Annotated in this window: 14 protein-coding genes; 6 read left to right on the plus strand and 8 right to left on the minus strand. The window is 72.9% G+C overall.

All coding sequences use genetic code 11. From position 1 onward, the window contains the following. Positions 1-114: 114 nt before the first annotated feature. The 3 genes from P8A20_RS19560 to P8A20_RS19570 all read right to left on the minus strand — a co-directional run bounded on the left by P8A20_RS19560 (position 115) and on the right by P8A20_RS19570 (position 2276). On the minus strand, positions 115-558 hold the full coding sequence (locus P8A20_RS19560) for a peptidoglycan-binding domain-containing protein (protein ID WP_147958813.1): 444 nt from the start codon (positions 556-558) through the stop codon (positions 115-117). A gap of 311 nt (positions 559-869) precedes the next feature. Further along, positions 870-1709, minus strand: a complete 840-nt coding sequence (locus tag P8A20_RS19565) for a hypothetical protein (RefSeq protein WP_147958814.1) — start codon at positions 1707-1709, stop codon at positions 870-872. Positions 1710-1910: 201 nt separating this feature from the next. Next, on the minus strand, positions 1911-2276 hold the full coding sequence (locus tag P8A20_RS19570) for a hypothetical protein (RefSeq protein WP_147958815.1): 366 nt from the start codon (positions 2274-2276) through the stop codon (positions 1911-1913). A 304-nt stretch (positions 2277-2580) separates the two neighbouring features. Here P8A20_RS19570 and P8A20_RS19575 point away from each other — a divergent pair, with 304 nt between their 5' ends. From P8A20_RS19575 to P8A20_RS19585, 3 genes are all read left to right on the plus strand, one after another. Beyond that, positions 2581-4995 (plus strand): sensor histidine kinase, encoded by a 2415-nt coding sequence (locus P8A20_RS19575; protein WP_306103945.1) that lies wholly within the window; start codon positions 2581-2583, stop codon positions 4993-4995. Then, positions 4992-5648: a response regulator transcription factor gene (locus P8A20_RS19580; RefSeq protein WP_306103946.1), complete on the plus strand. Its 657-nt coding sequence runs from the start codon at positions 4992-4994 to the stop codon at positions 5646-5648. Before P8A20_RS19575 ends, P8A20_RS19580 begins: the two co-directional genes overlap by 4 nt. Positions 5649-5899: 251 nt before the next feature. Further along, on the plus strand, positions 5900-7117 hold the full coding sequence (locus tag P8A20_RS19585; RefSeq protein ID WP_306103947.1) for an FUSC family protein: 1218 nt from the start codon (positions 5900-5902) through the stop codon (positions 7115-7117). Positions 7118-7170: 53 nt separating this feature from the next. On the opposite strand, the gene P8A20_RS19590 is transcribed toward P8A20_RS19585, so the two are convergent. Together P8A20_RS19590 and P8A20_RS19595 are read right to left on the minus strand one after the other, a co-directional pair. Next, positions 7171-9639, minus strand: a complete 2469-nt coding sequence (locus P8A20_RS19590; protein ID WP_306103948.1) for an ABC transporter permease — start codon at positions 9637-9639, stop codon at positions 7171-7173. Further along, a complete protein-coding gene (locus P8A20_RS19595) occupies positions 9633-10373 on the minus strand; it encodes an ABC transporter ATP-binding protein (RefSeq protein WP_147958818.1) in 741 nt (246 codons plus the stop codon). Before P8A20_RS19595 ends, P8A20_RS19590 begins: the two co-directional genes overlap by 7 nt. Before the next feature lie 134 nt (positions 10374-10507). Here P8A20_RS19595 and P8A20_RS19600 point away from each other — a divergent pair, with 134 nt between their 5' ends. Together P8A20_RS19600 and P8A20_RS19605 are read left to right on the plus strand one after the other, a co-directional pair. Then, on the plus strand, positions 10508-11797 hold the full coding sequence (locus P8A20_RS19600) for a sensor histidine kinase (RefSeq protein WP_147958819.1): 1290 nt from the start codon (positions 10508-10510) through the stop codon (positions 11795-11797). A 7-nt stretch (positions 11798-11804) separates the two neighbouring features. Beyond that, positions 11805-12449, plus strand: a complete 645-nt coding sequence (locus P8A20_RS19605) for a response regulator transcription factor (RefSeq protein ID WP_147958820.1) — start codon at positions 11805-11807, stop codon at positions 12447-12449. On the opposite strand, the gene P8A20_RS19610 is transcribed toward P8A20_RS19605, so the two are convergent. The 3 genes from P8A20_RS19610 to P8A20_RS19620 all read right to left on the minus strand — a co-directional run bounded on the left by P8A20_RS19610 (position 12434) and on the right by P8A20_RS19620 (position 16077). Next, positions 12434-13138: a phosphotransferase gene (locus P8A20_RS19610; RefSeq protein ID WP_147958821.1), complete on the minus strand. Its 705-nt coding sequence runs from the start codon at positions 13136-13138 to the stop codon at positions 12434-12436. The two genes, P8A20_RS19605 and P8A20_RS19610, sit on opposite strands and share 16 nt — an antisense overlap. 36 nt (positions 13139-13174) lie before the next feature. Beyond that, positions 13175-14230 carry a DUF2804 domain-containing protein gene (locus P8A20_RS19615; protein WP_147958822.1) on the minus strand — a complete coding sequence of 352 codons (1056 nt, stop codon included), beginning with the start codon at positions 14228-14230 and terminating at the stop codon, positions 13175-13177. A 140-nt stretch (positions 14231-14370) separates the two neighbouring features. Continuing rightward, positions 14371-16077: a bifunctional 3'-5' exonuclease/DNA polymerase gene (locus tag P8A20_RS19620; protein ID WP_147958823.1), complete on the minus strand. Its 1707-nt coding sequence runs from the start codon at positions 16075-16077 to the stop codon at positions 14371-14373. Between the two features lie 209 nt (positions 16078-16286). Between P8A20_RS19620 and P8A20_RS19625 the strand changes: the two genes are divergently transcribed. Further along, the gene (locus P8A20_RS19625) at positions 16287-17216 is read left to right on the plus strand and encodes an NADP-dependent oxidoreductase (protein WP_147960367.1); all 930 of its coding nucleotides are present in this window, start codon (positions 16287-16289) and stop codon (positions 17214-17216) included. Positions 17217-17294 lie beyond the last annotated feature (78 nt).

Raw genomic sequence — 17294 nt, forward strand, 5'->3', positions numbered from 1 at the left:
CGTGACCTGGGGCTTTTTCTGTTTCGCGACCTTGATCCTGCCGATGGGTCGGAGCGGGACGGCCCGGGCCGGGGACAGGGCACACGCGCCCGCAGTGCCTGCCCCTGTGCGGATTCAGACGCGGCCGCAGCGGCCCAGGGATCCGGCGTGCTTCATCGCGTTGCGCGTCTGCGGGCCGTAGTAGCCGTCCGCGTCCAGCCCGTACTTGCTCTGGAGAGCCTTGACCGCCAGGAAGGTCTGGGGCCCGTAAGCGCCGTCGACGTCCAGGTACGAGTACCCCTCACAGGTCTTGAGGCTCGTCTGGAGAACCTTGACGGCCGCGTCATCACTCTTGGCGTTGGGGTTCAGTACCAGGTTGCACGTGGTGGTCCCGCTGGGAGCCGCCGTGGACGGCACCTTTATGTTCAGGCCGCCACTGGAAATGGTCTTGTAGAAGGTGCAGGTGGGGTATCCGCCGGCCGCTGCGGAGGTGGGGGCGGTGGCGGTGAGGAGGGCGACGGCGGCGGCAAAGGCACCCACGGCGGCAAGGGCCTGATTTCGGACAGAACGGGAAGGCATGGATTCTCTCTTTCCTGAACGAGTTTTGATCTTCCCTGGCGGGAGGACCGGTCGCGGTGTGTGTGGTCGTCGGGCCGGCAGCGGTGCGAGGACCTGCCGGCGTCATCCGCGAACGCGGATGTGGAAAGCGGTAGTGAATTCGTGCGGGCCTGCTGAAGTCGGTGTCAGCCCCGTACGACGGAACGTCAGCCCGGCCCGGTCGCCGGGTGCGCCGGTCGTTCGCCCCACACGTCCTTCGGCCGCGGGGCTCTTCGACGGCGATGGTTCAGGGGTGGCGGGGGAGCGGCCCCGCCGGTCGATCCGGTCGGCGGTCAGCCGGCGCTTCTGCTCGTGACATCGACGGCGGCACCGAGATTCGGCGCTGCCTTCCTGGCGAGTTCGCGGGCATGGTCCTGATCCGCGCTCTCCGCCACGACGATGTCCACCGCCGATCCGGCCACAGCATCGCGTCGCAGACTCGCGCCCGCGACCGGGTACCGAGCGAGTACCGCCTCGTACGCGGCGATCGCCTCGGCGGGGAAACCGTCGTGGAAGTCGGTCTCCACGAACAGCCCCGGCCCTCTCACCTGCAGGACCGTCACGCCGGAGAGCGGTTGGTGCCGGTCGCCCCCGGCGAGCATGTCCTTGAAGACCGCCAGGGCGCCGGTGGCGTCGGCTGCGGTGACCTCGATCCGCCAGCGTTCGGTGGCCTCTTTCCAGGGCGCGTCGTCGATGTCGGCGTTCACCACCCGGGTGTCGGCCGTCAGCGACCGCCACAGCGCCAGTACTTCGTGGGTCCGCCTCGTGTCCGCGACAACGGTGCAGGTGACGCCGTCCGCCATGATCCGGCCGGTGATCTTGTCGTGACGGGCGACGTACTCCCTCATCTCGCCCGCCAGCCGGGTCACGCGGTCGGCCGGAGTGCCGTCCTCGACGACCAGCGTGCCGTCCGACGTTCCCTTGAAGGGCAGCGTGTTGTTCTTGGTCGTGCGGATCGTCGCCACGTCCGGCGTGCCGGCCCAGTCCTCCTCGAATTCCGCGGCGAGTGCTGTGCCCTTGTCGATGGCGCAGCCGGCCGACAGGGTCAGGCCGAGTGCGAACGTGACGACCGATACGGCCAACCGCGGGCTGATTCTTCTCAGTGTCGTCTCCTTGAAAGCGGGTGAGCTCACCACAGGCCTCCAGCAGCGGGCTCACCGCCGCTCGGGACGGTGGCCAGGTGCTCACGTCGACGTCGGCGATGCGGTGGTCCCGTCGCGTGGTCCGGCTCCTTGGCGCCCACCGCCACGGAGCCTTCTCCTGTTACGCGACGTCATCTCCTGAAGGCCTGCCGGGTCGGCTCCGTCGTACCTCTCGGCGACATTCTGCGGCCGTCACACCCCTGGCGGGTAGGTGTAGACGTTCTTGCCGTAGTCGACCCCGAGCGCGGAACCGCAGTCGGCCTTCGACGCGCGTCCCGCCGACACGGTGGGCCCGTACTTGTAGACGTAACCGCCGGACCCGGGGCACTTGACCCAGGCGCGGTAGTAGCCGGATCCGCCGCGGCACTTCACCTGCGCCCACGTCCAGCGGTTGCCCTCGTCCTCGAACGTCCAGGTGCACCCGGTCGGCACCGCCTGGGCAGGCCCCGCCGACACCGCTGCGAAGCCGAGCAGCGAGCAGGCGACGGTGGTCACGGAAAGGGCGATGCTGCCCGCACTGCGGCGGGCCTTCCGCACGGTGTTCTTCGAGATTGCCATGGGATCTCCTGATGACCGTCTGATGTGCTCCGAGGAGGAGCTGTTCGAAGTGAGCCGCGCCCGCAGGTGAGGTCGAGCGAGCCCGCCACGGCTGGTGTCAGCCCCGTATGACGGCACGGTAGTCCGGCCCGGGCGCCGGGTGTGCCGGTCGTTCGCCCCACAAGAAGGGCCGCCGCACACACGGGAATGCGAGCGAGCCGGCGGCAGACGGCGACGGGGAGGCCGACCGCGACGCCTTCGTCGCACCCGGTCAGGAGACGAATCGACGCTCTGTCTTGTTTTCGGATCAACTACCCTTGTTCGCATGCGCTACGGGGGCGGCGGGGGCAACGGGGACGGAGCCACTGAACCGGTGGAAGGCCCCGGGTCCGGTGAGGTCCTGCTGAATCTGGCCCTCGAGCGGTTCGGGGTGTGGCTCCGGTCCATCGTGGTCTGCCTGTGCGGTGCGCTTGGCGCCGTCTCGGCGGATGCGGCGGACGTTCCTTTGGCGGTGTCTCTCCTGCTGCCCGCGTTCATCGCCTGCTGTGTGCGCCTCTACTCGCTGCGCAGGCCGAGCCTGTTCCCGCTCGCCCTGCTCTGGGCGTCGGACGCGGCCGTGGTGGTCTTGGCGGGGCTGTCCCAGCCGGTGATCGGCGGTGACGGGGCCGGTGTGATGGTGGAGGCGATCGTCGGCATCAGCGTCGTCGCCTTCCAGTACGAGTGGGCGACGCGACCGGTGGCCGGCGCTGCCCTGGCCGCGCTGGGGGCTGTCGTCCTCGTGCTGGGCGACGTCCTCCACTCGCCCGGGCACAGCCCCGACCTCGTACCCCTGTTGCGCATGCTGATTCAGGTGTGTCTGTCGAGGGCCGCCTACCTCATCGTCCGGGCACTCGCCAGGGCGGCCGACCGGGCGGCCGCGGTCAGGGCGGCGGCGCGCCGGGAGACGGAGGTCGCCGCCGTACGCAGGGCGACCGAGCGTGAGTACCTGGCGACCCTGCACGACACGGCGAGCGCGACGCTGCTGATGGTCTCCCAGGGCGACGGCCGGGACTGGTCGTGGCTGGCTCCACGTGCCAGACAGGATCTGGAGGCGATGTCCGCCATGCCCGGATTCGAGACGGGGAGCGTCGACCTCGTGGCTCTCCTCGGCTGCGTGCCCGAGGGCGAGGGACGGACCAGGGTGCGGCTCAGGACGCACATCGAGGGGCCGCTCGTGATTCCGTCCGGCCCCGGGCTCGCGATGTTCAACGGGGTCCGCGAGGCCGTCACCAATGTGGCACGCCATGCCGGGGTGCGGGAGGCGGAGCTCAGGGCCTGGCCGGAGGCGGGCGGCGCGGTCGTCGAACTGTCCGACGCCGGAGGGGGCTTCGACCCGGAGTCCGTCCCCGCGCGGCGCCGGGGCATCTCCGGTTCCGTCATCGGCAGGATGCACGCGGTCGGAGGCTCGGCCTCCGTCACCTCCCGTCCGGGCACCGGGACCCGCGTGCAGTGGCGCTGGCACGGCCAGGCCGGGGTGTCACGGGCAGGGGACGGAGCGCAAACGCCCGGCGTACCGAGCCGGCCCCGCGCCAGGGTGCGGCACACGGCCGACGTCCGCTTCATCCGCGGGCGGCTCCTCCACGGGACCCAACTGGCCGTGCTGTTGATCAGCCTGGTGTGGCAGTTCACCATCTCGCTGCGCCGGCTCGTCGTCCACCAGGACGTGTACCGCCCCGCGTGGGCACAGACGGCCGCCTTCGTCTGCCTTGCCGCCGTCGCGGTGCTCGGGGCCGCCTATCTGCTGCGTGGCAGGCGGATCCCCCCGGCGGTGCGAGGGTGGAGCCTGGGCTCGGTGCTGGCCGTCTCTGCGGTATGCGCGTTCACGCTGCCGCCGGAGCAGTCGACCGGTGCGCCGGACTGGGCGTTCGGAGTGGTCGGCTGGCACGCGCTGTTCCTGTTGGCAGACCTGCGGGTCAAGGCGTACGCGGCGTTCCTCGGGGCGCACGTGCTGTTCAACGCTGCCGCCGTGTTCCTGTTCGGGGCGCCGACCGTCACCCAGTGGACCGTCATGGGGATCTCCACGACAGCCAGCTGCGGTTTCCAGCTCTCCGTCGCTGTACTGATGAGCCACCTGCTCCAGGGCACGGCGCCGGCAGCGGGGACCGCGGCTGCGCTGGAGGAGGAACTGCGTACCCGGGAACGCATCCACGAGGACATGCAGCGTGATCACAAGGAGCGCTACCGAGCCCTGACCGCGACGACGGTGCCGCTGCTCGTGGGCCTCGGCCACGGTGCGCTGAGCCCGCACGACGAGGAGGTCAGGCTCCAGTGCGGCGTGGAAGCCGCCCGTATGCGCCGTCTGTTCGCCGAGGGGGACGCCGTGTCCGACCCGCTGCTCAACGAGTTGCGGGCGTGCGTCGAGGTGGCCGAGCACAAGGGGGTGACGGTGGACATGGCCGTACGAGGACGGCCGGGGGAGGTGCCCGTGGAGGTACGCAGGGAGCTCGTCGACCCGGTGGCGGTGACGCTGGGCCGTACCCGCTCCACCGCGCGGGTGACCGTCGTGTGGACACCCCGCGCGGTACGGGTGAGCGTGGTCAGCGAGGACTGTGCCGGCGGCCCCGGTACGGGAGAGGCGGCTCGGGCACACGGCCGCACCACGGTGGCCGAGGTGACCGTGGAGAGAACGACGCGCGGCGGAAGTGTGTGGGTGGAAGCCGGCTGGAGAAGACCGGCGGTCTCCGGAGTTGACCAGACATGATTGACAACGCACCGGTCAGCGTGGTCGTCGTCGACGACCATCCCGCCATCCTCGCGGGCGTGGAGGCGTGGTACGCCGCGTCACGGCGGCCCATCACCGTGGTCGCGGCCGGCAGCTCGGTGGGGGAAGCCTGGACCGCGCCCGGCAGCACGGCCGATGTCGTCGTCCTGGATCTGCAACTGGGCGAGGGCGGTGCCGCCTTCGGCAGCCTTCGAAGACTTGTCGACGCCGGACGGCAGGTGGTCGTCTATTCGATGCGGGACGACGAGAAGACAGCGCTCAGCTGCCTGGACCTGGGAGCCGCGACCTTTCTGACCAAGAGCGAGGGACGGGACCACCTGGTCGAGGCGACGCTGGCGGCAGCGGACGAGCGGCCCTACATGCCGCCCGCGCTGGCCGGTGCGCTGGGGACGAACACCCGCGCCGACCGTCCCCAGCTCTCCGTACGCGAGGAGAACGTGCTCATCGAGTGGTTCCAGTCGGAGTCGAAGGAACTGGTCGCGCAGCGTCTCGGCATCTCCGTACGGACGGTGAACTCGTATCTGGACCGGGTGCGGATCAAGTACGCGAACGTCGGCCGCCCCGCGCGGACCAAGGCGAGCCTGGTCGCCCGCGCCATCCAGGACGGGCTGGTCGACGTGGACGACCTCTGAGCGCGGAACCTCCGGCCACGCGAACAGCGCATGGGTACCCGACGCAAATCGGATGGCGGCCCTCGGCGGGGGAGGCCCGGCCTCGCTCGCGGATTCGCTTCAATCAGGTGTCGCCGGGCACGTGAATGGAGCGCGAGCGGCAGCGCAGCCGGTTCGCCGGGCCCGTGCGGCATCCCGGCCAGGGGTGCCGGGGAGCGGCGAGGAACCCCGGGTGCGCACGGCGTGACCGGAGCGGGAGGACGCGGGGACCGATGGCCGGAGGAACGACGACCGAGCGGTCGGGCACGGGGCGGCTCGCCGCCGTCGCACAGTGGTGGCGCAGCGCCCTGTCCTCCTCCGGGGACGAGCGCGACACGCTGCTGATGATCGCGAAGAGCACCCTCGCCGCCACCCTGGCATGGCTGATCTCCTACGACGTCCTGGACGCCCGGTCACCGGCGTTCGCCCCGTTCTCCGCGGTGCTGATGATGCAGGTGACCGTCTACCGTTCGGTCGTCCAGTCACTGCGCTACGTCGGCGCCGTCGTCGCCGGGGTGCTGGTGCAGGCCGCTCTCGGGTTCCTCGCCGGCCCGGACCTGCTGACCTTCGTGCTCGTCGCCCTCATCGCCCTGACGATCGGGCGCTGGACCCTCCTCGGCGTCCAGGGGCCGCAGGTCGCCACAGCGGCCTTCTTCGCCTTCTCGACCTACACCTCGGCGTCCGGGGACCCCCAGCGGTTGCGCGCCCTGGGGGAGATCGTTCTGCTGGTCCTCATCGGCAGTGCGATCGGGACCGCCGTCAACGTCCTCGTGGCCCCGCCGCTTCGGCACCGCAGCGCCGAGTACGGCATCCGCAGCCTCGCCCACACCCTCCACGGTCTGCTCGCCGACATGCATCCCGTGCTCGCGGAGGGCGTCCCCGACGAGGAGACCACCGGCGGCTGGCGGACACGCGCGGCACGCACCGGGGAAATGATCGGGGAGGCGCGGTCGGGGCTCCTGACATCCAAGGAAAGTGCCCTGCTCAACCCCCGGCGCCTGCTGCGCCGCCACCGTGGCCACCCCGGTTTCCAGGGCTACGAGTTCGTGCTCGGAGCCCTGGAACGCACGCTCTATCAGGTGGCCTCGCTCACCCGCGGCCTCGACCGGTCCCGTACGGAGGACGAGGCCCGAGGGCCGTTCCTGCAGCGGTACGCGGCTTTCCTGGAGTCCGTCGGCGCGGTGGCCGAGGTGCTCATCACGCTGGACGAGACCACCCTCCTCCCGCAGGCGAAACGGCTGGAGCGGCTCACCGACGAGGCGGAGGCACGCAGGGACCAAGTGGTCGAGGAGACCCGCCGGCTGTCGTTGTCCCTGGCCGACCCCTCGGCGCCGTACGGCATCCTCGTGACCGAGGCGACCCGGCTCCTGGAGGAGTTCCGGTACACCAGCCAGGTCCTCCTCGACGTCGCGCAGCAAGCGGACCGTACTCCGGGCAGCACCCTCCGGTAGGCCCTCCGCGACCGGGCGGGCGGGTGGCGGGGAAGCCGGAAGCGGCCGTCCCCTCACTCGCGGGCGCCCGCGACCTCGACCGGCCTGGTGCGCAGCGCCGCGAGCGCGGGCAGCACGGCCGACACCGTGGCCGCCAGGGCGCACGCCGCCAGTACCGCGCCGAGGGCCGGCCACGGGACGACCACCGGGGAGCTCACGGCGAGGAGTTCCAGGGCGCCCTTCACCCCCAGCAGGTTCAGCCCGGCCACCGCCGCTCCCAGGACCGCGCCCACGGCCACCACCATCAGCGCCTCGACCGCCACCAGCCGCAGCACCTGCGTCTTCGTGGCCCCGGTGAGGCGGAGCACCGCCAGATCGCGTACCCGGTCCGAGGTGGCCATGACCAGCGTGTTCGCCAGGGCGATACCCGTGTACAGCAGGGCGATGCCCAGGATGAGCAGCAGACCGGCCCGGGTGTTCCCGCCGGTGCGCGGATCGTGTGCGTCCAGCCAGGCGTCCCGGGTCATGACCGGGGTGCCCGTGTCGCGGCCGGCCTTCTCCAGGAGCGCGCGTACGGCCGAACGGTCGGCCCCCTCAGAGATCTTGACGTCGATACGGTCGACGGGGGCGCCCGCAGCGTTCGCAGGGGTCACGTACACCCCGTTGCTCCCGGTGCCGGTCCGCATCACGGCCGCGACGCGGAGGGAGACCTTGCGGCCGTCGCCCAGCCAGACGCTCACGCGCCGCCCCACCGTCCGTGTCTCCCACTCCTCGTTGACGATGACGGAACCGTCGTCCAGGTCGCTGATCCGGCCCGCGACGAGCGGCAGACGCGCGGTCGCGGCCAGCCCGGCCGGGTCGGCCGCCCGCGCCTCCGAGGTGATGAGCGCGGTGCCCTCCTCCAGGACGGTGACCCCGGTGGACCGGGAAGCGCTGGTCACGGCTCCGGGAAGCTTGCGTACGCGATGCACGAAGCGTGGGTCGAGCGGGCCGTCCCCGCCCGCCACGAGGTCCGCGCCGGCTACAGCCGCCACCTCGGTGGCCCTGGCCTCGTCGATCGTGGCCACGGTGCCCAGCAGCGAGCCCGTCAGGGCGACGGTGATCAGCACGGGTGCCGCGACCGCCGCGGTCCGGCGGAGGGAGACCGAGGCGTTCTGCCGGGCCAGCAGCCCGGTGGCACCCGGCAGCCGGGCGGGCAGCCAGGTGAGCAGGCGCGTCAGCGGGCGTACGAGGAGCGGGGCGAGCAGCGCGCAGCCGACGATGATCCACATGGGCTGGAGGATGTACGCCTTCCGCTTGAGCGCGTCACCGGGGTCGGTGACCAGGGACCAGCCCAGCAGCCCGAGTCCGGTCAGCAGGACGGCCGCACCCGCCAGCAGGCGGCTCGGTGGGATCGCCCCGGCGTCCACGGCCGCGTCCCGGAGCGCCTCCACGGGACGGACGCGGCCCGCGCGGTGGGAGGCCACGGCGACCCCGGCGAGGGCCACACCCAGCCCGGCCCAGAAGGCGGTGTGCAGCGGCCAGGTCGCGTCGCCGACGGCGAACCAGGCCGGGGCGAGACCCTCGTCGGCCAGCAGCCCGGCCAGCAGGGGCGCGGCGGCCTCACCCAGCAGACAGCCGGCCGCCGAGGCCAGGACCCCGACCACGAGCGCCTCGACGACGACGGTCCGCCGCACCTGGCCCGGCGTGGCCCCCGCCGTGCGGAGCAGCCCGAACTCCCTCCTGCGCTGGGCCACGGCGAAGGAGAACGTCGAGGCGACGACGAAGACCGAGACGAAACCGGTGATGCCGGCCGCCGTGCCGAGCAGCGCGTTGACTGCGGTCAGGGCCTCGCTGTCCCGGTCGGGGTCCGGATCGGCCCGGTGCCTCTCGTCGCCGGTGAGGACGCTCATGCCGGGGAACTGCCCGGCCAGGCGGCGCACGGCGTCCGCGTCGGCGTGCACGGCGACCGCGTCGACGGCCGGGTGGATGCGGGCGGCCTCGGCGTCGCCGAAGAACACCGCCGTCTCGAAGCCCGCGTCCTTCACCGTGCCGACGACCGTAGGTGTCCCGACAGCCGTGCCGGGGGTGGTGATCCGGACCTGGTCGCCGGTCCGCAGGCCCCCGCCTGCGCCCGTGGTCACGACCACCTCACCGGCCCCCGCCGGGGGACGGCCGGAGGCGAGGCGGTAGGGCGTGGCGGAGGCGACGGACCACGGGTGTCCCACCGCTTCCGCGCCGCCCAGGCGGACGGGGAACGTGCGGTCCTCGGCCGTACGCCCCAGGCGGGAGAGGCCGTCGGCCAGGCGCTGCGGCACCGGGCGGGGGCCGGTGAGCCGGGCCGTGCGCTCCCCGACGGCCGTGGGGACCCGGAGGGTGTCCGACGGCGCCACCACGACCGGAGCCCCGGCGAAGCGCTCCGGGCCGCGTTCCGGCGCGTCGAAGGTGGCCGCCAACGCCAGCCCGGTCATGGCGATCAGGCCGACCCCCAGGGCGAGGGCGATGAAGGAGCCGACGAACGTGACCCAGCGGGTCCGCATCGACCGCAGGGCGGAGCTCAGCACGGGACCACCGCCAGGGCGGTCATGCGGGCGGCGACCCGGTCGGCGGCGGGGGCGTACAGCTCGTCCCGGATCGAGCCGTCGGCCAGGAACACCACGCGGTCCGCGTAGGAGGCGGCCACCGGATCGTGCGTCACCATGATCACCGTCTGACCGGCGTCGGCCATGGACCGCAGCAGCTCCAGGACCTCGCGGCCCGTGCGGGAGTCGAGTGCCCCGGTCGGCTCGTCGCCGAACAGCACCTCGGGGCGGGTCACCAACGCCCTTGCCAGGGCGACGCGTTGCTGCTGGCCGCCGGACAGCTCGGTGGGGCGGTGGCGGGCCCGGGATCCGAGACCGACCTGTTCCAGGACCGCGCGCACCTCCGCTCTCCGGGGTCTGCGGCCCGCGAGCCGGAGGGGGAGCGCCACGTTCTGCTCGGCGGTGAGGGCGGGCAGCAGGTTGAAGGCCTGGAAGACGAAGCCGATCCGTCGGCGGCGCAGCAGGGTGAGCCGCCGTTCGCTCAGTCCGGTCATCTCCGTGTCCCCGAGGAACACCCGGCCGGACGTGGGGCGGTCGAGGCCGGCCGTGCACTGGAGGAGCGTCGACTTGCCCGAACCGGACGGCCCCATGATCGCGGTGAAGGATCCGCGGGGGATGGTGAGTTCGACTCCGTCCAGTGCGGTTACCGTGTCGGCGCCCTTGCCGAAGGACCGGGTGACGGTGTCGAGGCGGACGGCTGCGGGTGGCTGATTCATGGGTCCCACTCAACCGGCGGCGCGCGGCGGCCACATCGCAGCGAGGGGGAGTCCTGGGGGTGGACCTGGCTCCACCTCGGGCCCCCCGCCCGCAGGGTGGTGGTGACCGGGCCGTGGTGTCTAGCGTGCGGGCCATGAGCTCACTCACGCTCCGGCAGGCCCTCGTGCGGCGCCGGTATCTCCTCGGGGCCATGCCGTGGCGCGCGGCTCTGTATCTGCTGAGCAGCGTTCCCGCAGGGCTTCTCGTCCTGGTGTCGGTGCTGCTGCTGGCGGTGGTGGGCGGCGCCCTCTCCGTCGTACTCGTCGGTCTGCCGCTCTTGATGGTGCTCGCCCTGATCGGTGTCCCGGTGGCCGCCGTCGAGCGGCGCAGGCTGCGGCTGATCGACCCCGTGCCGCTCGGCGACCCGCACAGGCCCCCGGCGCGGGCGGGTCTGGCGTCGTGGCTGGGGACGCGGCTGCGGGAGCGCGCCACCTGGCGGGAGTTCGGATACGCGCTGCTGTTCGCCGGGGTGCTCTGGCCGCTGGAGGGCCTGATCGTCGGGGGTGTACTGGCCGTGTGCGGCGGGCTGTTGTCGACGCCCGTGGTGATGGCGGCCGTCACCGGCGGCGATGAGGTCCGGGTGCTGAAGCTCCATCTGGCCCACTCCTATCCGCAGGCCTTCGCGGCGGCGCTGCTCGGGCTGGTGCTGCTGCCGCTGTTCGCCTACCCGCTCGGGTGGGCGGCGGTGGCGCGCGCGGCCCTGACCCGCGCGCTGCTGATGCCGGGCGCCGACGGGCTCGACGCGCGCATCGAGGAGCTCGGGCGCTCCCGGATGCGGCTGGTGGACGCCTTCGAGGCGGAGCGCCGGCGGATCGAGAGGGATCTGCACGACGGTGCGCAGCAGCGGCTCGTGGCCCTCTCGATGACGCTCGGTCTGGCCAGGCTGGAGAGTCCACCGGAGCCGCTGGGCGGCCTGCTGGCCGCGGCGCACGAGGAGGCGGGGAAGGCTTTGGTGGAGATCAGGGAGCTCATCCGGGGCATCCACCCCCAGGTCCTCACCGACCGGGGCCTGGCCGCCGCGGTCGAGGACGTCGCCGACCGCTCGGCCGTACCCGTCGACGTGGACCTCGACCTGCCGGAACGGCTGCCCCGACCGGTGGAGACCGCCGTGTACTTCGCGCTCTGCGAGGCGCTGGCCAACGTGGCGAAGCACAGCGGCGCCGGCCGGGCGTGGGTGAAGGGCCGGGACGACGGTGAGCGGCTGACCGTAGAGGTGGGGGACGACGGGGCGGGCGGCGCGTCGACCACCGGAGGAAGCGGGCTCCAGGGGGTCGCCGACCGGCTCTCCGTGCTGGACGGACGGCTGCTACTGTCCAGCCCTGCCGGGGGGCCGACCGTACTGCGGCTCGATGTCCCCCGCGCCCCCGCTCACCTGGTCGAATGAGGGTTGGATGCTGCGCGTCGTGCTGGCCGAGGACAGTGTGCTCCTGCGGGAGGGTCTCGTCGGCCTCCTGAAGAGGTTCGGCCATCAGGTGGTGGCCGCCGTCGGCACCGCCGGTGAACTCACCGCGGCCGTCGCCGAACACGCTCCGGACATCGTGGTGACGGACGTGCGGATGCCGCCGGGCTTCTCCGACGAGGGCCTCCGGGCGGCCGTGGCCCTGCGGGAGACCCGGCCACGGCTTCCCGTGCTGGTCCTCAGCCAGTACGTCCAGCGCGCGTACGCCGAGGAGCTCCTCGACTCCTGCGACGGTACGGGCGTGGGCTACCTCCTCAAGGAACGCGTGGGCAAGGTGGAGGAGTTCGTCGACGCGCTCCAGCGGGTCGCCGACGGCGGGACCGTCGTCGACCCCGAGGTGGTGCGCCAGCTGCTGCGGCACCGGCGCGATCCGCTGTCACGGCTGACGGCGCGGGAGCGGGAGGTGCTGGCCCTGATGGCGGAGGGCCGCTCGAACGCCTCCGTCGCCGAGGCGCTGACGGTCAGTGAGGGCACGGTCAGCAAGCACTTCGGTTCGATCCTGACCAAGCTGGACCTCTCCCTGACCGATGCGACCAACCGCCGGGTCCTCGCCGTGCTGGCCTACCTGCGGAAGTGAGCCGGGTCTCCGCCCGAGAGCGACGCGACCAGGGCGGAGGCCTCGTCCAGCACCGCCGTCTCGTGAGCGGTGAGCTGCGGGTCCTGAGCGCGCAGGGCGGTGGCGCGCGCGAGTGCGTCGCCGGGCACACCGCCGTCGGCCTCGAAGCGGGTGAGCAGTGCCGCCAGCAGGTCCCGCAGCCGGGCGCCCGCGGTGAAGGCGGGGTCGAGGGACACCTGGGCCAGGATCAGTGAGGTCATGGCCCGGTCGAGCGCGGGCGGCCCCTCACGGGTGGTCAGCCAGTCGATCACCCTGGCCCCCTCGGGGGCCAGGATCACGTTCTCCGGGTGCAGATCCAGATGCAGGATCCGGTCCTCGGGGTCCTGGGAGAGCCGCGCGGGTATCGCGTGCAGCTCCCGCAGGAGCCGCGCCAGCAGATCCGCGCCCTCGTCCTCGGTGACCGTGCCCGCCAGCAGAGCCTCGGCCAGTGTCGGGCCGGTGATCCGCTGCACCACCAGATCCGTGGGAAGCGCGTCCTCGGCCGGCGGGCCGATGCGCGGCACCGGGAAGCCCGACGCCGCGAGGTACGACATCACGGCCAGCTCACCGGTGGCGTCGAAGCCGTGGCGGTAACGGCGCAGAACCCAGGGGCCGTCGAGTGCGTACACGTCGGCGGTGCGTCCCGAGCCCAGGAGCGGGCCTATATCCATGGGGGAAACCTACCCGTGCCGTCCCACCCGGGGGAGTCACCAGCGCATGTGAACCTCCTCGGCCCAGCCCAGGAGTTGCCGCACGGCGATCTCCTCACCGTCGTCGGTGCGGATCCGGCCGTCGTAGTGCCCGAAGCGCTGGTCGGTGCGGTTGGCGATCAGGCCGACGTCCGTGTGCACGGCACGGTTGTGGAACGGCGTGAACGTCAGGTCCACCTGGCCGGAGGAGGGGGTGCGGAGGGCCAGGGGAGCCAGCGGGCCCGTGGCGGACCACTGCCAGTCCAGTTCCTCACCGATCTTGGTGATACGCCCGTCCACGCAGAGACCGTTCTCGGTGGACCCGGTGCCCTCCGTCCAGCGGCCGCCGAACTGGAGGCCGACCGTGTGCCCGTCCGTACGGCCGGACGCGGCACCCCAGTTCCAGTCGACCGTGCGCGGCCAGCGGCCGCGGCCGTGGTCCAGGACGGCCCAGGTCTCGTTGCCCTCCCCGCCGAACTTCACGATCTCGCTGCCGACGCGCACCCGGCCGGAGGCGGGGAGAGCGGTGTGCTTGGAGGTGTACTGGAAACGCTGCTCGCTCCACGGCACGACGACGGAGAGCGACTCGTGGCCCTCCGGCCGTGAGACCAGGAGGTCGACCTCCAGCGGCAGCCGTTCCCGGGTCAGGCAGCGGGCCCGTAGCCGCGTCCCGGCGTTCTCGTCGCGGATCTCGACACGCACCTTGTTCCCGGTCGGCCGTGCCGGACCGACCACGACGTCCTCCGAGCCCGGCGCCCCGGCGACGCTGTCCGGGAGGCGGACGCCCCGGGCCGCGGGGACGATCGAGGAGCACTCGAACTCGCGTCCCCCCGGGCCGAACTCCAGCACGTAGACCGTGTTCAGCGCCAGGAAGTCGAGGTCGCTCACCGTCACGGCCACCAGATGGGTGGGCGTGGTCACGCACCAGTACTCCCACCGCTTCGTCCGGCCCCAGCCGCGCAGATTGGCCCGGTGCAGAGGCGTCCTGGACCAGCCGACCGCCGCCGGATTCAGGCTTCCGTCGGGAAGGCAGAGGTCGACGGGCTCGGTGATCTCGTGCTCGTGCGTCGCCATGGCCGGAGCCTATAGCCGCACGGAGCCGCGCCCGCGGAAACGGCGTGGCCCCGACCCGTTGGTGCCGCAGGCCCCGTGACGCGGGAGTGCGGGGCGGACAGACGGAGGCCGCCCTCCGGGACGTGCCCCCCCGGGGCGCTCTACTTGGCGTCCGAATACCGCTCGACGACCGCCGTCGTGAAGGGGAAGCGGACCGGCGTCTCCCCGAACGCGACCCGGCCGGCCACCTCCCCGGCCTCCCGGATCGCCTCCACGACCGCCGGCGCCTCCTCGGCCGGGCAGTGCACGATCACCTCGTCGTGCTGGAAGAACACCAGTTCCGCCCGCATGTCCCCGGCGGCCAGCGTCTGCCGCAGGGCCGCCAGGAGCAGCAGAGCCCAGTCCGCGGCGCTGCCCTGGACCACGAAGTTGCGGGTGAAGCGGCCCCGCGCCCGGGCGTTCGACGAGGCGTAGCCCGGGGTGAATCCGTGCGTGCCGGTGCCTTCGCCGGCCGGCGGCTCCTCGCTCTCCTGCGGGATCCCCGCCTCCCCGTCCTCGCCCGCCCCCGCGGCGGGCGGGCTCGTGCGGCCCAGCCACGTGCGGACGAGGCGCCCCTCCTCACCGGCCTTCGCCGCGTCGTCGACGTAGGCGACGGCCTGCGGGAAGCGTCGACGCAGCGCCGCCAGGTTCTTCAGTCCGTCGCCCGAGGTCTGTCCGTAGACCGCGCCCAGCAGCGCGATCTTGGCGTGGTCCCGGTCACCGTGGAACGCCCGGTCCGACAGGGCCTTGTAGAGGTCGCCCTCGTGTCCGGCCACCTCCATCAGCCCCCGGTCGCGGGAGATCGCCGCCAGCACCCGCGGTTCCATCTGGTCGGCGTCCGCCACGACCAGCCGCCAGCCCTCGTCGGCGACGACCGCCCGGCGGATCACCTTGGGGATCTGCAGCGCCCCGCCGCCGTTGGTCGTCCAGCGTCCGCTGACCGTGCCCCCCGGCTGGTACCCGGGGCGGAAACGTCCGTCGCGCACCCAGTCCTGGAGCCAGCTCCAGCCGTGTGCCGTCCAGACGCGGTACAGCTTCTTGTAGCGGATCAGCGGCTCCACCGCCGGGTGGTCGAGCTCCTCCAGCTCCCACCGCCTGGTCGATCTCACCTTGATCCCGGCCTGTGCGAACGCCTTCACGACATCGGCCGGCAGGTCGGGGCGCACCCGTCTGCCGAACGCGGCGGACACCTCGTCCGCGGCCTCGGCCAGTCTGCGGGGCTCACCGCCGCCCGCGTACCGCTCGCCCAGCAGGTCGTCCAGCACCTCGCGGTGCACATCGGCCCGCCAGGGGAGGCCGGATCCGTTCATCTCGGCGGCGACCAGCATGCCCGCGGACTCCGCTGCCGTGAGCAGCGTCATCCTGCCGGGGTGCTCCGTCGCCGCGTGGCGGCGCAGCTGCTCGGCGTAGACCTGGAGCAGGGCCTCGAAGGGCAGGTCGGTGCCGGAGCGCGGTTCGAAGAGGGAGGACTGGGAGCCCGGCTCCGCGGAGCGTGGCGGGGGATCGGGCGGTACCGGGGCGTGCCGCAGCCGAGCCCACGCCGCCGCGGCCGAACGTGGCTCGCCGAGCCGTCCCTCGTGCCCGAGCAGCAGCAGCTCGGCGCACTCGATGTCGTAGCACCGCTCGACGCGCACGCCGGCCGCGAGCAGCTGAGGGTAGATCCCGGCGGTCGAACGCCAGACCCAGCGCGTCACCTCGGGGCGGGAGCGGACCGCCTCGACGAGATCCGGCTCGGCCAGGACCGGACCGGCGGGCAGGCCGTCGCGGGTGAGCGGCGCGAGGAGTGCGCCGCCCCCTTCCGCACCGGCCAGAGCCCAACGTTCGGTCATGGGCCGAGTCTTGCACCCGGCACTGACAGGAGGCCCGGATCACCCGGCGGACATGCCGCTCCCGCTCACCGGGCGGACGTGCCGCTCCCCTTCACCCCGCGGCCGGTGCCGCTCCCGCTCACCGGGCGGGCACGTCCGACTGCCGCGAGGATCGGAGTGAGGTGCGCGCGATGCGTGCCGGGACCCGGCAGGCGGCGGAGGAGACGGTGATGGAAGCGATCGTGTACGAGGAGTTCGGCGGACCCGAGGTCCTGCGCCGGGCCCAGGTCGAGGACGTCCACGCCGGACCCGGGCAGATCCGGGTGGCGGTGAAGGCGGCCGGGGTCAATCCGGTCGACTACAAGATCCGCAACGGCTGGATGGAGGCGGCGTTCCCCACCCCGCTGCCCGCCACACCCGGCAGCGAGTTCGCCGGGGTCGTCGACGAGACCGGTGTGGGCGTCACCGAGTTCGCGGTCGGCGACGAGGTACTGGGCCGGAGCGCGACCGGCGCGTACGCGGCGTACGTCCTGGCCGACGTGGGAGCCGTCGCGCACAAGCCGGAGGGGCTGGGCTGGCCGGAGGCCGCCGCGCTGCCGGTCGCGACCGCGACCGCCGCGCGGGTGCTCGACGAACTGGCGGTGTCGGCGGGCGAGACCCTGCTGGTGCACGGCGCGTCCGGCGCGGTCGGTTCCGCCGCGGTCCAGCTGGCCGCGGCCAGGGGCGCCACCGTCGTCGGGACGGCCTCACCCGCCAACCACGACTATCTGCGGGTGCTCGGCGCGGTTCCCGTGGCGTACGGGGAAGGTCTGGTGAGCCGGGTGCGTGAGGCCGCACCACAGGGTGTGGACGCGGTGTTCGACGTGGCGGGCAAGGGCGCTCTGGCGGACTCGGTGGAGCTGCGCGGCGGCACCTCCGACCGGATCTCCACCATCGCCGATCCGGACGCGGCCGGTCACGGGGTGGCCTTCTCGGCGGGCGGCGGCAACCCCCCGGACGAGGGGAGGCGGCTCGCCGGGTACGCGCAGTCGGCCTCGGTCGGCGGCCTGCGCATCCCCGTCGAGAAGACGTTCCCGCTCGGCGCGGCCGCTCGGGCCCAGGAGCTCAGCGAGGCGGGACACGTACGCGGCAAGCTGGTGCTGCTTCCCGGAGAGCGTTGAGGGACGTACGCGGCAAGCCGGTGCTGCTTCCCGAAGAGCACTGAGCGCCCGGCCGCGACGCCCCTGGGGAGAGACGGA

It is taken from the genome of Streptomyces sp. Alt3 (genome assembly GCF_030719215.1).
GTDB classification, from domain to species: Bacteria; Actinomycetota; Actinomycetes; order Streptomycetales; family Streptomycetaceae; genus Streptomyces; species Streptomyces glycanivorans.